18 protein-coding genes are annotated in these 21,610 nt (G+C 45.3%); 13 read left to right on the plus strand and 5 right to left on the minus strand.

The window, feature by feature from the left end:
• Together LRP50_RS19230 and LRP50_RS19235 are read left to right on the plus strand one after the other, a co-directional pair.
• A partial coding sequence (locus tag LRP50_RS19230) for a PhnD/SsuA/transferrin family substrate-binding protein (protein ID WP_274166074.1) occupies positions 1-233 on the plus strand: 233 nt, incomplete at its 5' end.
• Positions 234-236: 3 nt separating this feature from the next.
• Entirely contained in the window at positions 237-2,909 is a 2,673-nt protein-coding gene (locus LRP50_RS19235; RefSeq protein WP_274166075.1) for a hybrid sensor histidine kinase/response regulator, read from the plus strand.
• A gap of 99 nt (positions 2,910-3,008) precedes the next feature.
• On the opposite strand, the gene LRP50_RS19240 is transcribed toward LRP50_RS19235, so the two are convergent.
• From LRP50_RS19240 to mak, 4 genes are all read right to left on the minus strand, one after another.
• A complete protein-coding gene (locus LRP50_RS19240) occupies positions 3,009-3,956 on the minus strand; it encodes an aminoimidazole riboside kinase (protein ID WP_274166076.1) in 948 nt (315 codons plus the stop codon).
• A gap of 357 nt (positions 3,957-4,313) precedes the next feature.
• Positions 4,314-4,808 carry an NfeD family protein gene (locus LRP50_RS19245; protein ID WP_274166077.1) on the minus strand — a complete coding sequence of 165 codons (495 nt, stop codon included), beginning with the start codon at positions 4,806-4,808 and terminating at the stop codon, positions 4,314-4,316.
• Positions 4,808-5,755, minus strand: a complete 948-nt coding sequence (locus tag LRP50_RS19250; RefSeq protein ID WP_274166078.1) for an SPFH domain-containing protein — start codon at positions 5,753-5,755, stop codon at positions 4,808-4,810. Before LRP50_RS19250 ends, LRP50_RS19245 begins: the two co-directional genes overlap by 1 nt.
• A 285-nt stretch (positions 5,756-6,040) precedes the next feature.
• Entirely contained in the window at positions 6,041-6,940 is a 900-nt protein-coding gene (mak, locus tag LRP50_RS19255) for a fructokinase (protein WP_274166079.1), read from the minus strand.
• A gap of 629 nt (positions 6,941-7,569) precedes the next feature.
• Here mak and cspE point away from each other — a divergent pair.
• The 9 genes from cspE (at position 7,570) to LRP50_RS19300 (ending at position 19,033) form a co-directional block, all read left to right on the plus strand.
• Positions 7,570-7,776 (plus strand): transcription antiterminator/RNA stability regulator CspE, encoded by a 207-nt coding sequence (gene cspE / locus LRP50_RS19260; RefSeq protein WP_016959796.1) that lies wholly within the window; start codon positions 7,570-7,572, stop codon positions 7,774-7,776.
• Positions 7,777-7,950: 174 nt separating this feature from the next.
• On the plus strand, positions 7,951-8,775 hold the full coding sequence (locus LRP50_RS19265; protein ID WP_274166080.1) for an AraC family transcriptional regulator: 825 nt from the start codon (positions 7,951-7,953) through the stop codon (positions 8,773-8,775).
• 50 nt (positions 8,776-8,825) lie between these two features.
• Positions 8,826-9,563 carry an AzlC family ABC transporter permease gene (locus LRP50_RS19270; protein ID WP_274166081.1) on the plus strand — a complete coding sequence of 246 codons (738 nt, stop codon included), beginning with the start codon at positions 8,826-8,828 and terminating at the stop codon, positions 9,561-9,563.
• Positions 9,560-9,865, plus strand: a complete 306-nt coding sequence (locus tag LRP50_RS19275; RefSeq protein WP_274166082.1) for an AzlD domain-containing protein — start codon at positions 9,560-9,562, stop codon at positions 9,863-9,865. Before LRP50_RS19270 ends, LRP50_RS19275 begins: the two co-directional genes overlap by 4 nt.
• A gap of 127 nt (positions 9,866-9,992) precedes the next feature.
• Positions 9,993-10,997, plus strand: coding sequence for a hemerythrin domain-containing protein (locus LRP50_RS19280; RefSeq protein WP_274166083.1), 1,005 nt, complete (start codon positions 9,993-9,995; stop codon positions 10,995-10,997).
• A 10-nt stretch (positions 10,998-11,007) separates the two neighbouring features.
• Positions 11,008-15,030, plus strand: coding sequence for a PAS domain-containing hybrid sensor histidine kinase/response regulator (locus LRP50_RS19285; protein WP_274166084.1), 4,023 nt, complete (start codon positions 11,008-11,010; stop codon positions 15,028-15,030).
• Positions 15,031-15,211: 181 nt separating this feature from the next.
• Entirely contained in the window at positions 15,212-15,550 is a 339-nt protein-coding gene (locus LRP50_RS19290; RefSeq protein WP_274166085.1) for a hypothetical protein, read from the plus strand.
• Positions 15,551-15,926: 376 nt separating this feature from the next.
• Complete coding sequence (locus tag LRP50_RS19295) at positions 15,927-17,528, plus strand: HlyD family secretion protein (protein WP_274166086.1); 1,602 nt, start codon at positions 15,927-15,929, stop codon at positions 17,526-17,528.
• Positions 17,525-19,033, plus strand: coding sequence for a glycosyltransferase (locus tag LRP50_RS19300; protein ID WP_274166087.1), 1,509 nt, complete (start codon positions 17,525-17,527; stop codon positions 19,031-19,033). The genes LRP50_RS19295 and LRP50_RS19300 overlap by 4 nt, the downstream gene beginning before the upstream one ends.
• On the opposite strand, the gene LRP50_RS19305 is transcribed toward LRP50_RS19300, so the two are convergent.
• Entirely contained in the window at positions 19,024-19,347 is a 324-nt protein-coding gene (locus tag LRP50_RS19305; RefSeq protein WP_274166088.1) for a DUF4156 domain-containing protein, read from the minus strand. The two genes, LRP50_RS19300 and LRP50_RS19305, sit on opposite strands and share 10 nt — an antisense overlap.
• Positions 19,348-19,505: 158 nt before the next feature.
• On the opposite strand from LRP50_RS19305, the gene imuA reads away from it, so the two are divergent.
• Positions 19,506-20,201 (plus strand): translesion DNA synthesis-associated protein ImuA, encoded by a 696-nt coding sequence (gene imuA / locus LRP50_RS19310; RefSeq protein WP_274166089.1) that lies wholly within the window; start codon positions 19,506-19,508, stop codon positions 20,199-20,201.
• Positions 20,198-21,604: a Y-family DNA polymerase gene (locus LRP50_RS19315; protein ID WP_274166090.1), complete on the plus strand. Its 1,407-nt coding sequence runs from the start codon at positions 20,198-20,200 to the stop codon at positions 21,602-21,604. Before imuA ends, LRP50_RS19315 begins: the two co-directional genes overlap by 4 nt.
• The last annotated feature ends 6 nt before the right edge of the window (positions 21,605-21,610 follow it).

The following is a 21,610-nucleotide window of genomic DNA, read 5'->3' on the forward strand; positions in this document are numbered from 1 at the left end:
GTTTGTATGTTCTTCTGAAAACTAAAGGATATACGCCGCACGCTGTCGCAACGCACCCGTCAATGTCAGAAGACGCGAGACTGCGTCTACAAAAGGCATTTGTCATGTTGTCTGAAACACAAGAAGGAAGCCAAGCCCTTGAAAAATTGAAAATCAAAGGGTTTCAATCTGCCCAAGACGCCGATTGGGATGATGTTCGCGAGCTCGATATTTCGGTGATCTCCCCCAAATAGGAAATGAAAAACAAAAAGACGATGACTTTTCGCCTCAAAACCATACTTGGCATCGCGATAATTGAAGTCGTGTTGCTGGCAATACTGATTGCTTCTGGCATCGGATGGTTACGCGACTCAAACGAAAAACAAATCATCGCCAGCGGAGAACAGCTTACCAACACTTTTGCCATTGCTGTTCGTGATGCCATCATCGCCACGGACTTGGCAAACCTTCGTTCATTTAGCCAAGAAGCAACGCGTAACCGCGACATTGCGTACATACGTATCTTCAATGACCAGCGTCAACTCTTAGCCCAATCTTCCATATTGCCCAGCGATGCAGTGGCGCCAAACTACAATCAACGTCCTTCCGAATCACCGGATGGAATCTATGACATTCTTGCTAACATTACGATTGATGATTGGGCCGTCGGTCATATTGAGGTGGGGTTGGACGTTAGCGCTTTCAGCCAACTGCTCCATGACGCAAAAAAATACGCCATATCACTGGCATTGGTCGAAATGGTGCTTGTTGCATTGTTCTCGTTAGCATTTGGGTCGCTCCTAACTAAACAGCTTTTACAACTTCAACATGGTGCGATAGAGATTCAGAAAAATGGCCCAGGGATATCTGTTCCCGTCAAAGGTAACGATGAAGTGGCTCAAGTTTCACGCGCTTTCAACGACATGTCAGTGTCTTTGTCCAAAACTTATGAGGAGCTATCGATTGAGAAGAACAGGTACCAACAATTGGCTGTCCAAAACAAGCTGCTAGCTGACATTGTTGAACAGTCCCATGAAGCGTATTTGATCACCGATCTCAAAGGGAAAATAACGCATTCAAACAACGCTCTGAATACGTTAATCGGCCACCAAGAGGAAGACATCGTATCTCAACCGCTGACAACATTACTCTTTGGAAAACAAACAAGTATTGATGCTGCTTTTGATATTTCTGATGCCATGGAAGCGGGTGAAACGATTACCATTGGGGCACTGTGCACGACCAAAGCAAACAAAACAATAAGGACAGAGATCAGTGCTTTTCCGATTTTGGACAGCACTGGAGCCATAGACCGGTACGCATTTATTGTTCGTGACGTCAGTGAACGCCATCGCTTCGAACAAGAACTTAAACAAGCCGTTAGAAACGCCGAGCATGCAAACAGGATCAAATCTGAGTTCCTAGCCAATATGAGCCATGAGATCCGTACGCCAATGAATGGCATTGTTGGCATGTCCGAAATGCTCAATATGTCGACCTTAAGCAATGACCAGCGTAGTTATATCAATATCATTAGAGGGTCCGCAAAAGACCTCCTTCAGTTGATCAATGACATTCTCGATTTTTCTAAAATTGAAGCCGGTAAATTCACGCTCAACAGCGCTCCTTTTTCTCTTCGGAACGCCATTGAAGATGTAACCACTTTATGTGCTTTCGCGGCATCGGAAAAAGAGCTATCACTCGTGATAGATATTCCTCCAACACTCATTACTGATGTCACTGGCGATGAGCTGCGTATCCGTCAAATAATGAACAACTTGCTTGGTAATGCTGTCAAATTTACCGATCAAGGGTATATAAAAGTTGTTGTGACTGGTGAGTACAGCCAGCGAAAAGGCTATATCAATTTCACCATCAGCATTGAAGACACAGGCATTGGCATTCCCGAAGATAAACTAGACCATGTGGTTAACGCTTTTGAACAGGTAGATGGAACAACCACAAGACGCTACGAAGGAACAGGATTAGGACTCTCGATTACCCAAGGATTACTTGTACTGAATGACAGCCGCTTGCACATTCAGTCCCAAGAAGGCATCGGTAGCCAATTTTCATTTACGCTTGCTCTGCCCTACATTCAACCAACGCAATCTGACGAAAACGCATTAGGAGGTAAGCATATTGCGATTGTTAACACAGACCCACTTCATCGGCCGATTTTGGATCGCTATTTCGTTCACTGGGGCGCAATGTTCACTTATCTCACTGCTGTCGAGGACATTCCGCATAGTCGATTAAACTTCGATGCCGCCGTGGTAATGCTTTCAAACGATGATGAATGGAAGGACACCGACAACTGCCCCGTTGTTGGAGTGGTCACTGAACTCAAACAGATTCAACGTGTGAGTGAGTGCTCCAACCCCCATATGGTTTCCAAGCCATTGCGCATGGGTCAATTACTCACTGAACTGCGTGAGGCTGTGAACGAGCTGAACCCTTCAACAAGAAGCCAACCTGGAATCACGCTATCCGCTGGCACTGATGCCAATGCCATCCTCGAGCCGCTACCTTTTTTGAAAACACTGTCGATCGCTGTGGTGGATGACATTGAATATAACCGAGATGTCATTCGTCTCTATCTGTCAGAGATTGCAGATAACATCCAATATTTTGATGATGGGCGAGACGTCATTGCTCACTACAAACAAGGCCATTTCGACATTTTGATCACCGACGTTTCCATGCCATACATTGATGGTTATGAAATCACCCAGCAAATCCGCACGTTCGAGAAAGAGCATGATTTGCCCGCTCTCTTCATCATTGGCCTCTCAGCACATGCAAACTCGAGCGACTTCAAGTTAGCAGAAGAGGCGGGTATGAACACCTATCTCACCAAGCCAATCATTCGCGCCGACCTTCTCCAAGTTCTTGGTGAGGTAGCATCGCAACTCATCGACGAGCAGTAACAAAACAGGGGGTAACGGGACGATGCCTTACCCCCTGTTTCCACTTCATTTGGCCATTCCTTTAAGAAACCAAATCGCACTACGTTGGCGCAATATCTTCTATGGCGCACTTTTACCAATAAATCGCTCCAAACTCGGTAAATCAGGTAATGCCGTCATCGCCCCTTTTTGAGTCGTCGCCAACGCGCCACAGGCATTCGCCCATATAACGGCCTCCTCAACGACCTCTTTGTTAACACCTTGTGCAGTTTTCCAATCTTCCGCATTGGCTAAGTATGCAAGTAGCCCACCCACAAAAGCATCTCCTGCCCCTGTAGTATCGACAGGTTTTACTGCTGTACCAGAAATCAGCGTTTGCTCTCCCCCTTGCACCAACAATGCGCCCTTCGCACTTTGTGTCACCAAAATCAAAGGAATGCTTAACGCAATGACATCTTCTAATGCTGAATCAAACTCGTCTTTTTGCGTCAAAAACAACAATTCATCATCTGAAAACTTCACCACATCCGCCATAGCGACCGCTTGCATCACAGTGGGAATAATCTCTTGCGGATCTCGCCATACTTCTTCACGCAAATTGGGGTCAAACGACACGCAGCCTCCAGCTGCTTTCACAGCTGCCATCGCCTCAAAGGTAGTACTCCGACTAGGCTCATTCGCCAAAGAAATCGAGCAAGTATGCAGCCAGTCACCTTTATAAAAGACAGGAACATCTCCTGATGTCATAAACTGATCAGCACTCGGTTTTACCATAAAGGTAAAACTCCGCTCACCGTTGGCATCGAGATCAACCACTACGGTTGAGGTACGCTGATCTGGATCCAGCACTAAATCATCGACACTCACATTTTCTTGTTTAAGCGTATCAGCCAGAAAACGACCAAATGGATCATCGCCGACACGACCAAAGAACCCCACATTGCCGCCAAGACGAGCAACACCTACAGCAACATTAGCGGGTGCACCACCAGGACACTTCAAGTACGTCATCTCAGTATCAGGGATCAAATCCACAACCGCATCACCGGTCAACCACACTTTGCTCATTCTATTCATTCTCCTAAGTGCACTCTGCTTCACGTCATAGACTACTTTCCGCTCATTATTTGAGGATGCAATGGTTCGAAGCGATACCTCGACTGCATGAGGAAAAATAGCAGCCACAAAGCCATGAAGATAGAGAAGAAAAGTATACCAATGGCGTACAAAAAGTATTTTTGGGGAAAGCAAATCGGAAAATGGAGAGAAAGCTAATGCATCAAGAAACGTAAAAAGCTATCGAGGGGTAATTTAAGACGGAGAATACTGGCGTTTGAGCCAGTATTCCCCAATATTCTAAAACCGTATGTGTGTATCGCTCATGCAAAATGGCGATAGATGTACACCGCTCAACGAAGCTATGACTTACTCAGCCGTACCTTCAACTGGTTCAACGGTAAATTTCCCCACATCAACCGCCACCACTTTAACCGACGCTCCAGTAGGCAGTGTCATATTGTGGTGAGGCGATGCGAGCACGAGTTTCCAACTGACCCCTGAATATCGCACAGTGCCTGGGTGACTCGCGTCTAGTTCAGCGTCCAACACAAAATTCAGTCCGATCAAATCACTGTGAATATTGTATTCACGCTTGATCGTTTTCTGAGAATTCTTCATTGGTAGCCACAACGCAGCCGTTAACACCCCCGCTCCAATACCAGACGCAGCGACCACGCCAGATACCGTAGCAGGTAAAACCCCAAACCAGACCAATACACCAGTAGTCACGGTGGATAAACCCAACGCCAGCAAAACAATGGTCGACAACCCAAGCAGCCAGACTTCCACGATCAAAAACACCAAGCCCATGATCACAGTTACTTCAGCCAGATTTTCTTGAATATACGCCATCACATCCATTATTTTTTGCCTGCATTCAAAGTGTTAATAATGCTCATTGCCTCAGCAACGACACCCGCCGCGCTTGATTGGCTGTCGGGTAGTAGCACCACTGACGACTCTTTCGCAATCGCTTTTTTGGCTTCAATGGCTTTAACTGCAAGATCCAATTGAATCGCCTTTTGACCTTCTTCCGTTGACGCGGTGCGACCGACCACTTCCAGAGCTTCAGCTTGTGCCTGTGCAACGGCAAGAATCGCTTGTGCTTCACCTTCAGCTTGTAGAATCTGTTCAGATTTTTCTGCTTCAGCCGCTAATACGCGAGCTTGTTTATGACCTTCTGCCACGTTAATTTCCGACTGGCGTGCACCCTCAGACTCAAGGATAACTGCACGTTTTTCACGCTCAGCTTTCATTTGACGCTCCATCGCATCCAAAACAGAACGCGGTGGATCAATGTCTTTAATTTCATAACGTAGCACTTGTACACCCCAAGGAAGCGCCGCTTCGTTGATGGCAGAAACAATTGCAGTGTTCAAACTTTCACGTTCTTCAAACGTTTTATCCAATTCCATGCGACCAATTTCAGAACGCATTGACGTTTGAGCTAATTGTGTGACAGAGAAAATATAGTCATCTACGCCATAACATGCCTTCACAGGATCAACAACTTTGATGTAAAGCACACCATCGACAATCAATGAAATGTTGTCTCGAGTAATCGCGGATTGACTCGGCACATCAAACGCTTGCTCTTTCAATGTTCGAACATAGCCGACACGATCAATAAACGGCACAAGGAAATTAAGCCCTGCCTCCATGGTTTTATTGTATTTCCCAAAACGCTCGATCACATATGCCGTATTTTGAGGTACAAACTTCACCGCAGATCGCAGGAAGATAACCACAAGCACAGCCAGAATGACCCATGTATTTAGTAGAAGCGGTAACAACGTAAAAACGTCCATTGAAAATCCTCATAACCATTTGAAATCTGAGTCCATCATAACGAATGGATTCGACTACAAAAGCATCAATCTGTGCAAAATGGGACTCGACCTCGATTATTAAAGAAAGAACTGTTTGCAAGACGACAGCATGGTGCATGAACTTTTGTTGAGGGCTGAGTTGATACGCGGAAAAGTGAGGCTGACAAGTTAGAAGAGAGAAGAGAGCTTATGAAGATGCCAACATCTCTTCTCTATATTTAATATTATTTAATATTGGCTAGTTAATTGTCGGGTATAACAACATCACCAAAGCCACGCCGCACCTCGAACGCCACTCGAGTCGCCGTATTTTGCTTTGAGTACTGGTGTTGCACACTCGCCACCTAGCACCCACTTAGACATCAATTTCGGGACATTAGTATAAAGGCGCTCGACATTTGACATACCACCGCCAAGAACGATCACATCAGGGTCAATAAGGTTAACAACTGATGCAAGCGCACGGGCCAAGCGATCTTCATAGCGCTGAATGCAAGCTTCTGCTTCAACATCACCTTGAACAGCCAGTTGAACAATGTCCGCACCACGTAAGGTTTGTGAAGTCATCAGCGCAAAGTCTTTCCAAAAACCGGTTCCGGAGATAAACACCTCCATACAACCAGGCTTACCACAATAACAGGGAGTCAACTCGGCGTGATTGGTATCCACTTCATTTTGCCAAGGCAGTGGATTGTGCCCCCATTCCCCAGCCACACCATTGCCACCAACATGAACCCGCCCATCAATGGCAAAACCCCCACCACACCCAGTGCCAATAATGACACCAAATACGACGTGTTTATCGGCGCCAGCACCATCAACAGCTTCCGACACCGCGAAGCAATTGGCATCATTCGCTATGCGTACTTCTCGACCCAACAATCGGCCTAGATCGACATCGAGTGCTTGCCCATTAAGCCACACTGAATTGGCATTTTTAACCAAACCAGTGACTGGTGATAACGTGCCAGGAATACCTAACCCCACGGTGCATGGCTCACCCACCGCTTTTTCAGCATCGTCCACAAGCCCTTTAATGGCCTGCAAAGTACCTTGATAATCATGTTGAGGTGTAAGGACTCTCTGTCGAAAAACTTCTTCGCCAGAATCCGTCATCGCCATAACCTCAATTTTAGTGCCGCCCAGATCTAAACCTATTTTCACAATCATCCTCCGCTTGCAAAAGCGACAAATACCATCGTTCTCAACTAGCCCAAATCAGTGCATCCACTTTGTTGTTAGACCTTTTCAAAATCAAATCGCTAATCCTATGAATCGTCGCTTAAAAGTGAACAACCGATGGGCTCGGTGTGAAGGTTTCTTCAAGTTGAATGAGTATAATACTCTGAAAAATCTACGGATAAATGCCCTAAACACACGAAACGAAAAATTGACAATAAAAATATAAGCAATTGATTAATCGAAAAAATTGAAGTTTTTTTTTAAATTTCGAGATGTAACTCACTTTCTTTTCTGCGATTAACGACTATTTTTAGAAAGTGCACCGTGTTACCAACCACGTCATTTTTGCCGTCAAGTTGGTGACAAAACGCACAAGGTGATGCAGAGGTAACCGACAACAGCTATACAATCGGCTTCTCTGTGGTAATATTGTTCGGCCTGGTTAATAGAGCGTTTTATGCTGCAATTGAATACTCACTTCGTTACACACTACCTTCGCATAAGTAAGTTGTCCTGAAGATATTCGTAAAATTTGCCACCATAAATGATTCATTAGTAGGTCTACATGCTAATTTGCAAAGTAATAGATAGAAATATATTCAGGAGACAACATGTCTAAATCTACCGGTACCGTGAAGTGGTTTAACGAAGAAAAAGGTTTTGGTTTCATTCAGCAAGAAAATGGCCCTGACGTATTCGTACACTTCCGCGCTATCACTGGCGACGGTTTCAAAACTTTGGCTGAAGGCCAACAAGTAACATTTGAAATCGAGCAAGGCCAAAAAGGCCCACAAGCTGCAAACGTAGAAAAAGCTTAATTTTTCTAATCGCAGAGAATTTAAAAGGACGCTCTTGAGCGTCCTTTCTTCGTTTTAGTCACGTAGCCAACCACTGCACCGCACACTCCTCTTTCAACAAACATCGCAATTTTGTACAAAAATTTGTGACGGCCTTGCTTTATACTTTAAGCATTATGACGAGATAGGCCTGCAATGGAACATGCAAAATTTGACGCTTCCCCTTTGCTTGGCGGGTTAGAAATACTCCAAGCAACCTATGAGAAGCAGGCGTTTTCACGCCACACACATGAAGGATACACTGTCGGTGTTATTCGTCATGGTGCACAGCGCTTTTGGCGCAATGGTGGTTATCATATCGCACCAACGAGTAGCATTATCTTGGTCAATGCCGATCAAATTCATGATGGGCATTCAGCCAGTGAAGGGGGCTGGACATACGAAGCCATGTACCCGACCGAAGCACAATTCGACGCCGTTACAAAAGACCTAGGGCTAGCGTCAACTACCCCTTATTTTCCCTATGCTGTTGAGCAAGATCCCAAGCTCTCCCACCAACTTCTGACACTGTTTTCATTGCTACGTAACTCTGAAGACACCTTACTCACGGAGACTTATGCGCATCATTTATTGCTCACTCTGACGTGTCGATTCAATAAGCGTCCACAGCTACCGAAAGACATCGCAAAAATCGCCCCTCAACTCGAACTGGTCAGAGAGTATTTACATCAGCATGCAAGCGACACGGTGAGTCTTGAAACCCTCAGTACACTGTCTGGTATTAGCCCCTATCATCTGGTTAGGCAATTTAAATCGCGGTTCGGTTTACCGCCTCATGCTTACCAAATTCAACAGCGCATTCGTCTTGCTCAATCCATGCTAAAAAATGGTTTCTCTCTCGTTGACTGCGCTGTATCTAGCGGGTTCCACGACCAAAGCCATTTACATCGCCACTTTCGCCGCACCATTGGCGTCACACCAAAACAGTATCAGCGCGCAATATCATCCAAGTTTTCTTGATCCTCTTTTGATAAAACACAAATTACGTTGTTTTAACAAAAGAGATAAACATGCAAAAGGAACTTCCCGTGTCTCGCCCAAACTCTCATCTCTGGCTTCGTGCCTGCGCCGATATGCTGCCCCTCAGCCTAGCTGTACTGCCATGGGGGGTATTATGTGGTTCTTTAGGTATTCAGGCTGGGCTAACTCCATGGCAAGCGCAAGCGATGTCATTACTTGTCTTCGCAGGAGCGGCGCAGCTTTCTGGCGTCACTATGATTGCTGCAGGTACGCCAATAAGTACGCTGTTTGGTACCACGTTTGTGATTAGCGCAAGGCACTTACTCTACTCAGTGAATCTTCGCCAACACATTCAAGTTCTCCCTCTACGATGGCGATTGGCGCTGGGGTTTGTGCTAACGGATGAAATGTACGCAGTTAGTGCGGTCCACACCGAAAAAACAGGCCATTTTGATCACTACTACGCGTTGATCAGCGGGGTCTTTTTTTACATTTGCTGGAACCTTGCCACCTTGGTGGGCGTCCTCGGGGGGAAGCAATTCGATAATATTGAAGAGCTTGGGCTAGAATTTGCCATCGCTGCCACTTTCATCGCACTGGTTATTCCGACAATAAAAGATATTCCGATCTTGGTGAGTGTGGTGGTATCTGCTATCGCCATTGTTCTCCTCACCCTTGTAGGAATCAGTAATGCACTGATTGTTGCCGCAATCATCGGAATGGTGTCGGGCTTTGTCTGCGAAAGCCTTATTTCCAAGAGAAAATCGGTCATGGAGGATAAACAATGAACACATGGTCTTTGATCATCGGCATGGCGTGTATTACGTTTTCGGTACGCTATTTTTTCCTTTCCAAGAGTGTTCCTTTTCGCGTTACCCCCGTGATGCAGCGTATTTTAAAATACAGTGCGCCCGCCGTGCTAACGTCATTAGCGGTTCCTTTCTTGGTTTTTCCGCAAGAAGAGTTATTTGTCTCATACCAAAACCCGTTTTTAATTGCAGGAGTCTTTGTGTGTGTGCTTAGCCTCCTTCGCTTAAACACATTAACTACGGTTGTTATTTCTATGATTTTCTTTTGGTTTATTCGATAACATCATCAGAACGGGATACTCCTCAAACACCAAAAAAATAGTTATGAGACATATGTCTCTTTTATTGAAAAATCAGCAATATAGGCTATCTCTTATATAGTGAAATGTAATTTATTGGGAACCCCAGATGTTAGAGAGATGCCTTGTCGTTGATGATCATGAGATGATTCGCGAAACAATCGCGATCATGGCGACGTCGCTCGGATTTAAAGAATGCATCATGGCCGTTGATGGTGCAGATGCGATATCAAAACTCTACCACTCTAGGCCCTCTCTCATCATTACAGACTTACAGATGGAGCCCATTGACGGTTTAGAAATGTTGCGTCTAATCAGAAGTGGGAGATACGGCTTACCTCACGACATTCCCATTATCATTCTCACTGCAAACGCGTCAGAAAGTGTCATTGCCCAATGCATCTCGTTTGATGTTGATGCTTTTTTGGTCAAGCCTGTCAATCGCCTATCTTTGCAAGAACGTATCAACCAACTCTCTCAACAAGCCAAACCAAAAAAAACCGTCGAACATTATTTTTCCATGTACCAACAAGATCCTGCCAAGTCTACAGCCTTTCAAGTCAACGGGACGGTGGCATTTAACGACGAAGATCTCAAAGAGTTCGACATGTTAATACATGGGCAAAAGCCCGACCCGATAATGACTTCCAGCGCTTCATTTGTGCCTAAATCTAGCGAGCCACAGTTCGTTCCAAAAAATGAAGATAACCGTAAAAGATTCATCAAATGGCAAGATCGTTTTACCGTTGGTAATGAAGAACTCGATGCCAGCAATAAGGAACTACTAAACATCATCAATGACACCTACGATTTAATCGTAAATCATGAAGAGGGAGCTGTTTTTGAAGATATATCGAAAAGATTTCAGCACTACATTAATCAACACATTTTCCGCGAAGAATCACTGTTAGAAGAGCATGGATACGCTCGGCTAAAAGTCCATAGAGACATTCATGCAAGGCTATTAAAACAAGCAGATTTTGTCGTCCTGAAATGTCAGGCAGACCCGAGTTTTTACAAGACAGACTTTTTCCGGCTGTTACGATTTTGGTGGGTGAAACACGTCGTTCAAGAAGACACGCAATACAAGTCAACCTTGTCTCAAGGTGGATAGCGAGGAAAAAATGCGTACACACTTGTTACTCTCCAGTCGCGAATCTCGCCATACTCTCGCACAACTTTTTCTCAGTGGTAGCGCAGTAATCATTGTCCTACTGCTCTCTTTTTTATGGTTTTACCGCTCTATCTACCAAGATACTGAAGAGAAAATGAACTACTTCTTGCAGGCAGAAATAGTCAGTTTGAACAGTGCGGTTGGTGATTGGCAAGAACACAGAACAAGAGAGCTGCAAATCATTGCCAGTGACAAACAAGTACTACGAATTCTTCGAGATACTGGGGTCTACGAAGGAAGGGAGCTGCACGCTGAAGATTCCATTTATACCGCATTAGAACTCTATGCAGAGAGCTTTCAATTCAGCAACATTGCTATCTTTTCACCAAGTGGCAAATTAGTTATCAATTTAAACGATGAAAGCGAAAGTGAGACTATCCAATCTTACCTACGCCATAGCTCTGCCATCTTATCGAACAAGCTGTATGTCGCCCCTCCCGAAAACCTCCAAAAATCCAAGACTCATCCAACCATCACTATGGGGGTCGTGCTTAAAAATAGTAAAAAAACGGAATTCGCTGCTCCTATATTACTGGTCACGAGGAGCAGTCATGACTTTAACAAATTATTTGAAACGCATAACGGTGAACCGACACGACTTGCTTTCGCGGTTAATCGGTTAGGTAACGTGGTTGCATCATCGTCTGCTTCGTCCATTGACCACAAGAGTCTCGAGTCCAGTAAAATAACCACGGCACATGCAACACCGTCGAACTTATTAAGTTCTCAATCAAACACTTTTGAACTCAATACCCAGGGGTTTGCTGGCCACTTCCCCTATCAATCTATTGGTGTGTGGCAATGGCACGAAACTTACCCCGTTGGCCTCGTCATTGAATTTAGTGCGGAAAAAGCGCTAAGTATCGTTGCACAAACCCGTACTTACTTATCCTTTGCTTTTCTTGTAGTGACGCTTGCTTTTTCCCTATTTATTTGGAGGCACGCGAAGTCAGTATTGAAAATTGGTTTTAGCCAACGCTATCTGGAGTCGATCCTTCGCCACTATGCTGACGGCGTCATCGTCATCAATGAATCTGGACAAGCCATTACGGTCAACGACCGAGCCAAAGCGCTTGTGGGGCTTCCTCAGTACATGCCAAAAAAAGTACGACTTGATGAATACCGATCGGACAACAATGCAGCTTTGATCGACGTACTTGAGCATTCAAAAGAGCGAGCAATCGCATTAGGTGAGTTCAGTCGAGTAGAACAACAAGGTAATCTGACAGACGCTACTTTTCTCAACATAAAAGCAAGTCATCAACTCATTGGGAAACGCAATTACGTTGTTCTCAACATCCGAGATATCACCCAGCAATCCAATACGGAAGCTAAGCTCAGCCGAAGCAATGCCTTGTATTCTGTTTTTAACACCGTACAAGACATGTACATGACGACAGGGAATTCTGAGCGTTCGTTCCGAAAAGCCCTGATCGTATTAGCGACATTCACCGACAGTAAAGTCACCGCGATGCTCGAAATTAAAAATGGTGAACAAAAACTACTTTTTAAGCATCAGGTAACAGGGCTTACGAGCAGTTTCGAGCAACTACCAGAGCATCTTTTACCCCTTGCTGAATCTGCCATTAGCCAAAGACGGACGGAATTTTCAACCTCAACATCGCAGGCCAACGGCAATAACCACACTATTTATCCTAACTACGCATTACTCCCTTTGATCACAAAGGGCCAAGCGATTGGTGTTATCGTCCTAGCAGGGCGCGAAGAGCCCTACTCAGACCAGCAAATCAATTGGATTTCTCCTGTGGTGAAAAGCATTTGCAGCATGCTGTACTCTGACAAGCAAACGCAATTGAACCAAGAGGTGAATGAGGCACTGATCAAAACCAAAGAAGAAGCGGAGCACGCCAACGAAGCAAAATCCAATTTCCTTGCCATGATGAGTCACGAAATTCGTACGCCAATAAATGGCATCATTGGCATGTCAGAAGTCCTCGATAACTCCCAACTATCCTACGAACAACGTCACTACAACGACACCATTTCAAGCTCTGCAAATGCACTGCTAGATATCATCAATGATGTCCTTGACCTGTCTAAAATAGAAGCAGGCAAAATGACCATCCGAGAGGAAATATTTACGCTCACGGAACTCATGGAGAACGTCACGAACATTGTTGCGCCGAGAGTGAAGGAGGAAGTCTGTTTTACCTCATATATCGACCCAGCCTTACCCCGGGAAATGGTGTCTGATTTTGCCAAATTGAGGCAAATCATCGTCAACCTTGCGGGTAATGCCGCTAAATTTACAGATTCTGGCTTTGTCGATGTATCAGTCAAGCTATTGGCTCGAACTGAAGATAAATGCGATATCGAGATTTCTGTGACGGACAGCGGTATTGGTATCAGCGAAGAAAACCTAGCAAAAGTCTTTGAGAATTTCTCTCAGATCGATAATTCCAGCAAGCGGCGTTATCAGGGTACAGGTCTAGGCTTGCCGATTTGTTGTAAATTTGTCGATTTATTAGGGGGGTCAATTGGCGCTGATAGCCACGTTGGTCAAGGTTCTGTGTTTACGACGCGCTTAAGCGTTGGTATTTCACAAGCTGCCACTTTAGTGCATGCCGAGCCTTCTAAATTACTCAAACATCAGAAAGTGCTGTTAGTGTCTCGATGCGTCAGTCAAATAACCAATATTAAGCGATATCTCGCGTTTCATGATATGTGTGCAGAGTTCGCTCGGGACGAAAAGTCAGCGATACGTTTACTTGAGCAATCGCCGGGATTTTGCATAACACTGATTGATCACACTGTATCAATTAGTGATATTAAGGCCTCGCTAGAGGAGAGTAACCGCACCAAAAATGTCCTATATCTCGCAGATATAAAAGGGATTGTCACTCAAAACAGCCTATCTATCTCTGCAGCACTGACCGCACCTTTCAATATTTTTAATATGACAGAGATGCTCGAGAGCATTGTTTCTATGGATCAGAAAGGCCATTCTCGTGAAGCTATATATCGCTCCCTAATGCAGCAAGAACACCAAGTTAAACGAACGGTCAATACCTTATCACGCAGCGGTCTTTCTATCTTGGTTGCTGAAGATCATCCCGTCAATCAAGAGCTCATTACGACTATTTTGAAAGGGTTGGGCTGTAAAACCACTATCGCGGACAACGGAGCCATTGCCTTTGAACGCTTTATGTCAAACCGTTACGACATGATATTTATGGACTGCCAAATGCCTGTCATGGACGGCTATGAGGCCACGCGAAAAATCCGTCAATTAGAAACCGTCAATCAACTCCCTGCCGTACCTATTATTGCTATGACCGCAAATGCGTTGGTCGGAGACCGCGAACGCTGTTTGCAAGAAGGGATGACCGAGTACATTTCAAAACCATTTAAACAACAAACCTTGATTGACATGATGAACGACCTGATGCCATCGGTTGGTGATTCATCACATAGTCATCAAGACACTGCATCACCTATTGCCGCTGACTCACTCTCAAGTCCACAAACTGCCAATATGGAGGGCAATGTATACGCACAGAGTCATTCAGCGTCTCACACCTCCTCTCGTGCTCTCAACAATGTCCCAGCCAAAACACAGGATCAAGCAGTGACTGCGCTTAAGAACGCTCAGGGTGCCCTCAAAGAGGATAATCATGACACTTCTCCCTTTGACCTAACAACGCTGCGAGAAACGACAGGAGACGATCCTGCTTTGATCGCCATGCTGGTTGACCGCTACATCGAGACACAAGAGAAAGACATAACAGCGCTTAAAGGGGCTTGGAATAACCAGCAATTCAATGAAGTGAAGAAGCTTGCCCATAAAATGAAAGGAGCAGCCCTTATGGTAGGCGCCATTGATTTCGGCGATCTATGCAAAGAGATAGAACAATACGAGTTCGAAGCCGATGCCCCGCCAGAGAGTTTACTCCACGAAGTGCAACACAAATCAGCGTTATTATGTGAAAGAATGCTCGCCACAAAGCGCTAGTAGAACATAAACAATAACGCAAGATTGAAAAGGTTGCTTTTTGAACCCTTTTTGCGAATATTGCAAACCTAGCTCCACTATCTTCAGGTAACCCTAGGCAAATAGGCATTTTTTTATTAATTTTAACTCAAACAATAAAAAACATAATTTTAATGATTTCAACATTTTTAGAGAGTACGCCATGCCGACTGTTATCCATTTTCCGACAGAAAATGTGCCACCAGCGACGCAATCTTGCGCCCTGACTGAACTCATCCGTGATGAACTTTGCCATCTGAGCTCCAATGAATATATGGTCAATTGCATCCTAGAAAGGATGAAACCCTTCATCGCGACTCTGGACTGCGATTTAGAATTAGATGTTGAAATCACCTCAGACAACGAAGCGGGTGTGATGCAAATGATCCCTGCAGTGCAATCACTTCAATCTCGATTTGATGGCATCATTTCAGAAATTATCTCTGAGCGTATTCTTCATGAAATCCATTTGTTCCATATCGAACGCGCCAAGAAAATCTGACAAATCCAACACCAACAAACGAAGAAAGGAGCTGTTAGCTCCTTTTTTTTGTCTACTTTTTAACACTCATTTTGCGAAAATAGATTTACTCCTCTCGCAGTTTGCAAGTAAGGATGCAGGTATTCATTCACGTATATCGGCTTATTCAATCACGTATATCGGCTTATTCAATCACATATCGCGGCAATTTTATGGCGTTTATACAGTGCGTAAATCCCCCCGCTTAGTCCAGAACGCTTAAAAGAGTGCACATTCCCCACCACAATCATCATTTACTTATATAGTTATCAATACGTTTCATTGTTAAAGCAAGAGCTCATAAAAATGACACTAGTTACATTGGCGCAACAATTGCAAGAAACAATAAGCAGTTGCAATGTCTGGAGGCATTATGGGAGTAGCAGCAATTAGCACAGGTTCAATTCATACTTTTCAGTCGCGATCTGGCGCTCGAAAATTTCCACGGATTGAATTTGCTGCCCAAATCGAAATTGATGGCATTCTCTACCCCACAAAAGAGTGGAGTGTCGGAGGCTTCTCCATTGGTGATGACAAATACCCAGGTAGAAAAGGTGACAAGCATCACGGCAATCTGTGTTTCGATCTCCCTGTAGGGCGTTTTTCTACTCCTGTTCAATTCGAAGTAATGAGGGCAAGCGAGCATGGCTATGCGCTTGGTTGCCAATTCTATTCTTTAAATTCTGGTCACCAAAAAACACTGCAAAGCATCGTAGATACCTACCTGACGGGCGAAACCATCTCCCTCGAAAGTGTTACGTCATATGGAGTGAAAGCCCAACTTCACGAAGAAGAAGTGAAGCGTATGCAGCAAAACTGGTGGCGGTTTGCGCTGGTTGCTCTCGTCTCCCTTACTTTGATAGTCACTGCTGCGCTGATGATCCAGTCCCGCATTTTATCTATTGCCTCCGAGCATGCTGCCGTTAGCCAACCCGTGCTCACCCAACGTAGCTATAACAATGGCGTTTTGCGATTGGGAGACTACAAACCGGGACAACTCGTGAAAAAAGGAGAACTTCTGTTTACGGTATTTACTGATGAAGGGACGGATCTGTTAGCCAAAGACAAACAATTACTCAATGGCATAAACAGCCAAATAAATTATCTGCAAACACTTTTGCGTCAAAGTAAAGAATCCGTCGCACGTTACAACTCTCGCCTCTTCAATGAACTGCAACTAGTCACCGAGAAAAAACAATTACTTGAAGACGAGCTCGTGACGAGAGAGCGTATTCTGGCTCTCTATACCAATGGTGTAAAAAGAGGCACAGTTGATGAAGTCTCACGAGAGTTAGAGCGCGTAGAAACCTTCGAGATAAAACGCCAATTGCTCACTATGGACAATCAACTTGAAGATATCGAACACAAACTCGATCAAATTTTAATCGGCGTTCCTCCAAGAGAAGCACAGGGCGATCTTAACTCTCCCTTTGAAGTGCAAAGTAAGCTCGATATCTTGATCACTAAGAAAGACCAAGTACTCGAAGAAATTGAGCGCCTTAAAACCCGCGGTCTCGCTTACGCGCCTTGTGATTGCTACATCGTCACTATCAATGCATCTGATGGTCAAGTGGTTCAAACTGGTACCTCCGTGTTTGAACTATCACCCGCTTCACAACAAAACCGCACCGCACGCTCTATTCTGGCTCTCATGCCACTTGAAGGTGCTGAGCTCATTAAGATAGGTATGCCAGTGGAATACCGACTGGCTAGTCGAGATGACAAATTGATAGGTATTGTTGATCACGTCCAATACTACAGCGCGTCCAACAGTGATATATACAACGAGGAAGGTGAATCTCTCAGTGGCTTACCAAAAACGCTTCCAAGGTTACAACAATACTCGCTAATAAAAATTCTACCTTCTGAGTTTGACCGCGATTCCATCGTTAATGAACCCGTGACGGTGGTGGCGACTGTGGGTTGGAAAGACATTTTCAAACATTGGTTTAACCTATGAATGTTAATAACCTAGTCGTCAAAAACTTTCACCGTGATGACCCACGTCACGTCACCATTTTATGGTGGTTATTCTTTGGTGCGCTTCTTCTCGGTCTTTGGGCTCTCTACACCATATTGCCGTCTGACAAATTACAACCTGAGGTACTCTACACTCTTGGGATCATTGGCGCTTGGCGATACGGTTGGAAAACGCTTCACCTCTTACGTGGTCTCTACTATCAGTATGTTCGCTACCCAGCGTTATCGGTTTTAGCGGATATGACCCAGAAACCCAGTGAAATTTTGTTGGTGATCCCTTGCTATCGAACCACGCCCGAAATTAGTGCCCCCGTATTTAAAGCACTGATTGACGAAATCGGAAATTTTGGCGTCGCATGTCGCGCGGTTGCTTGCGTCACAGATGAAGCAGATATCAGCATCATCGAATCTCAATTTGATAAGCTCAAGCAACGCGTTCCTGTCAGCCTCTATATCATCGATCAAGATGGCACAGGTAAACGAAACACCATGGCGGATGCCCTGACGCTATTGGCTGAAGACCGCCCAGTATCTAAAGACAGCATTCTCATCTTGATGGATGGCGACACCGTGCTCCCTGAGGGCATTCTGACAAAAGTGTCTGGTTTTCTCATGCGTTATCACGACCTTGGTGCATTAACAACGCATAACAAACCTATCGTCAAAGGCAATTCCCTGACGCGCCAATGGTATCGCCAACGCATGGCTCAACGTCATTTCTACATGAGCTCCTTAAGCCTGACTTATCGCGTGCTGGTTCTCACCGGGCGCTTCTCGGCTTATCGCGCTTCCTTGGCTTTGTCACCGGACTTTATAGATAGCTTGAGGTATGACCACGTTAACCATTGGCGGTATGGGCGCATCAGAATGCTGACAGGCGATGACAAGAGCACCTGGTACTTCGTGCTCAAAGAGCAATGGAAAATGCTCTATCTTCCGGATGTATCTGTAACATGCTTAGAAGATGCCCCATCAGGAAGTTTTGTCAAAACGAGCATGTCTCTCATGACTCGTTGGTATGGCAATATGTTGAGAAGCAATATTCGTGCTATTGCTCTTGGTCCAAGAAAAGCGGGGTGGTTTCTCTGGTTCTGTTTGCTTGACCAACGTATCAGCATGTGGACCACCCTTATCGGCCCATCATTGGCATTGGTCGTTGCGACTTACATGGGAACCAAAGTGGTGATCGCGTATCTGTTCTGGGTGATCGCAACGCGAAGTATCAATGTACTCTTAATCTCCGTGCAGTCTGGTCAATTCCACCCTATTTTCGTCCCACTGCTATGGTACGAACAGCTGATTGGATCCTTGGTGAAAGTGTACCTTTTCTTCCATCCGAATGTTCAACGTTGGACTCGACAGGGAATAAGCGGGCAAATCGAAGATCACTCTATCTCTCATGAAATCAAACGATGGCTTCCACATTTGCAAACCACCGCCGCATTCAGTTCTTTACTGATCTTTGTCATGTGGCTTTATGGCTGACAACGATACGCCTTAGCGAGAAAGGTAACCGAGGTAGAAAACGGCTTAGGTGAATAGAGTAAGAGGGTATCAGCGCCCAGCGCCATGGCCTTGTTACGCATTTGATTCACAGCCCCCTCAGTTAGCGTACCGTCGCTAATCATCCAATAGTCATACCAATGGCCTTGAGAACCAACCACAACACCTTTATCTTCACATGCGGTCATTTCTAGGGCGTCGCCCCACAACACATTGATATTTTCAGATTTAGGCTCAGGCATTGTCACACACGCTGACAGTAAAAATGGGGCAGTAACAAGTAGCCACTTCTTCATGTTTTTCTCTACGTTTATTATTTGGTTACACAATAAGATTATACCCGAATGACCTCATTATTCATTGAGAACTTATGGGCAGCATGTGTAAAACGGACTTGCTCAAACAGCTATCACCCTCTAGAATAATACTGTACATACATACAGTATTATGAATTATGCTTGATGACATTCTTGCTCTGCACTCTGGGATTTGGACAGCCAATCGCCTCTACCAACCCCAAACACAATACCTCTCTAGCGGCCATGAAATTATTGACGAAAAACTAGAGGGTGGCTGGCCAAAATCAGGGGTAGTTGAACTTCAACTTCCCTGCTTTGGTATTGGTGAACTACGCCTCGTGCTCCCTTCCATTGCTAGCGCATTAAAACACAGCGAACTGGTGGTATTTGCGGCCCCGCCCGGAGAGTTAAACCCTATCGCGTTATGCCAAGCAGATTTGGATTTGAACAAAGTCATCATTCTACATTCAACCTTGCCATCAACATTGTGGTGCATTGAACAAGCCATCAAAAGCGGATGCTGTCGAACTGCTGTGCTGTGGGGAAAAAGCCTCTCTGTCACGCAAGCAAGGCGCTTACAATTAGCCGCGACAGAGAATGATTGCTTACTGTTTATGTTCACCTATCAAGCAAGCTCACAAGGCTTACCTGTGAGCTGTCGGCTTGCCATGACACCATCTGAAGAAGGGCTAAATGTTCGTGTTGTTAAACGCCGCGGGCTGCCTATCCCTCCTTTTCACTTATCATTGCCACCAATCTTTCATGTCTATCAACGACATCTCTTAAATAAAGGCCAAGAAAACATTCATGTTCTCCCATCAAGCAATAACGTTGTGCCTTTATTTCGATGATGCTGTGGATCTCTTTTTACTTCCCCGCCCTTCTGCTCAATACCTTGGAGCGTGATAACGGTTCGACACTGCCACTGATCATCCTATCGGGTAGCAATGGTTCCGTCTGTCAGGCCAATCAAAGCGCCTTTGAACATGGCATTACGCTTGGCAATGATTTAGGCACAGCCAGTGCGCTTTGCCATACATTGCATGTTGTGAATTACGATGGGAAAAACGAGGCTGAACGCTTATTGCAATTGGCTTCTGTGCTTTATCAAGTCAACGCCGACATTGTGCTTTATCCCCCAAATGGCTTGCTCATGAAAGTCTCCCCTATGCTCAAGCTCTATGGGTCTCTCGACCATTACTGGCATACCTTATTGCCGTTATTAACAAATGAAAACGTGACCTTTCACTTTGCGCTAAGTCCCTACCCTGAAGCTGCATTAAAACTGGCGCAAGCCAAGTCCGACAAAGGGTTTCTCACACCAGAATCCACACAAAGTGCTTTGGATGCACTTAATGTTCGTCAATTGGGCTTTACCGACAAACAAGCCGTGCAATTTGAGCGCATGGGACTTCGCCAAGCCAAACAACTTTTTGCTTTACCCATTTCCTCTTTAGGGCAGCGATTTGGGAAAAGTGTGCCTGAACAACTTCGCGCTCTGACACAGACCCAAACCGCCAAGCAAACCTTTTACACACCGCCAGAGCACTTCCAGCAATCCATAGAGCTCTTACATGAGATAGCCAACAGCCAAACCCTGTGCTTCCCACTCCAACGCATGCTGAAAGAAATGGAGAAGTTTCTAGATGCCAGAGAGGCGGTGGTTCCGAATGTCATGCTGATATTCACCCAGCGTGAAAAGGATGACAAAACGCTGACGCTGTCGGCCGCGGCGCCTGAATCTCGCGCCAATCGATGGATGCCTTTACTCCAACTGCACTTAGAAAAACTCACACTCGATGCACCCGTTACCCATATCCGCCTTGAAGCGAGCACCTTGCTGCCCAAACAATCCCCGACACAAGACTTATTCGCCGGAAAACGCGGGCAACTGACATCTGGCGAGCTCATTAGCCTTATGCAGGCAAAAGCGGGAAAGCAGGCGGTGTATAGCTTAACGCTCAAAAACGATCATCGCCCTGAACATGCTTTTTGCCGACAGCCTCCATTACACGCCTGCGAACAAACACTACCCACTCATCTTCCATCGCGACCATCACTGCTGCACATGTCGCCACGGCCCCTGCTCGCTCGACCAGAGACATTAACAGGCCCTGAGCGCATCAGCGGAGGGTGGTGGGACAAAACCCCCATTCAACGCGATTATTTCATCGCACGTAATCAGCAAGGGCAATGGTGCTGGGTATTTCGAACGGCAACAGGCGAGTGGTTTGAGCATGGTCTTTTTTGCTAAACGGAT

Source organism: Enterovibrio gelatinilyticus, from assembly GCF_028683095.1.
GTDB lineage: Bacteria > Pseudomonadota > Gammaproteobacteria > Enterobacterales > Vibrionaceae > Enterovibrio > Enterovibrio gelatinilyticus.

Excerpts from the sequence above, each read along its gene's own strand:
- LRP50_RS19235 (WP_274166075.1), top strand. The coding sequence starts at position 237 with ATGAAAAACAAAAAGACGATGACTTTTCGCCTCAAAACCATACTTGGC.
- LRP50_RS19240 (WP_274166076.1), bottom strand. The coding sequence starts at position 3,956 with ATGAGCAAAGTGTGGTTGACCGGTGATGCGGTTGTGGATTTGATCCCT.
- LRP50_RS19245 (WP_274166077.1), bottom strand. The coding sequence starts at position 4,808 with ATGGATGTGATGGCGTATATTCAAGAAAATCTGGCTGAAGTAACTGTG.
- LRP50_RS19250 (WP_274166078.1), bottom strand. The coding sequence starts at position 5,755 with ATGGACGTTTTTACGTTGTTACCGCTTCTACTAAATACATGGGTCATT.
- cspE (WP_016959796.1), top strand. The coding sequence starts at position 7,570 with ATGTCTAAATCTACCGGTACCGTGAAGTGGTTTAACGAAGAAAAAGGT.
- LRP50_RS19265 (WP_274166080.1), top strand. The coding sequence starts at position 7,951 with ATGGAACATGCAAAATTTGACGCTTCCCCTTTGCTTGGCGGGTTAGAA.
- LRP50_RS19270 (WP_274166081.1), top strand. The coding sequence starts at position 8,826 with ATGCAAAAGGAACTTCCCGTGTCTCGCCCAAACTCTCATCTCTGGCTT.
- LRP50_RS19275 (WP_274166082.1), top strand. The coding sequence starts at position 9,560 with ATGAACACATGGTCTTTGATCATCGGCATGGCGTGTATTACGTTTTCG.
- LRP50_RS19280 (WP_274166083.1), top strand. The coding sequence starts at position 9,993 with ATGTTAGAGAGATGCCTTGTCGTTGATGATCATGAGATGATTCGCGAA.
- LRP50_RS19285 (WP_274166084.1), top strand. The coding sequence starts at position 11,008 with ATGCGTACACACTTGTTACTCTCCAGTCGCGAATCTCGCCATACTCTC.
- LRP50_RS19290 (WP_274166085.1), top strand. The coding sequence starts at position 15,212 with ATGCCGACTGTTATCCATTTTCCGACAGAAAATGTGCCACCAGCGACG.
- LRP50_RS19295 (WP_274166086.1), top strand. The coding sequence starts at position 15,927 with ATGTCTGGAGGCATTATGGGAGTAGCAGCAATTAGCACAGGTTCAATT.
- LRP50_RS19300 (WP_274166087.1), top strand. The coding sequence starts at position 17,525 with ATGAATGTTAATAACCTAGTCGTCAAAAACTTTCACCGTGATGACCCA.
- LRP50_RS19305 (WP_274166088.1), bottom strand. The coding sequence starts at position 19,347 with ATGAAGAAGTGGCTACTTGTTACTGCCCCATTTTTACTGTCAGCGTGT.
- imuA (WP_274166089.1), top strand. The coding sequence starts at position 19,506 with ATGCTTGATGACATTCTTGCTCTGCACTCTGGGATTTGGACAGCCAAT.
- LRP50_RS19315 (WP_274166090.1), top strand. The coding sequence starts at position 20,198 with ATGATGCTGTGGATCTCTTTTTACTTCCCCGCCCTTCTGCTCAATACC.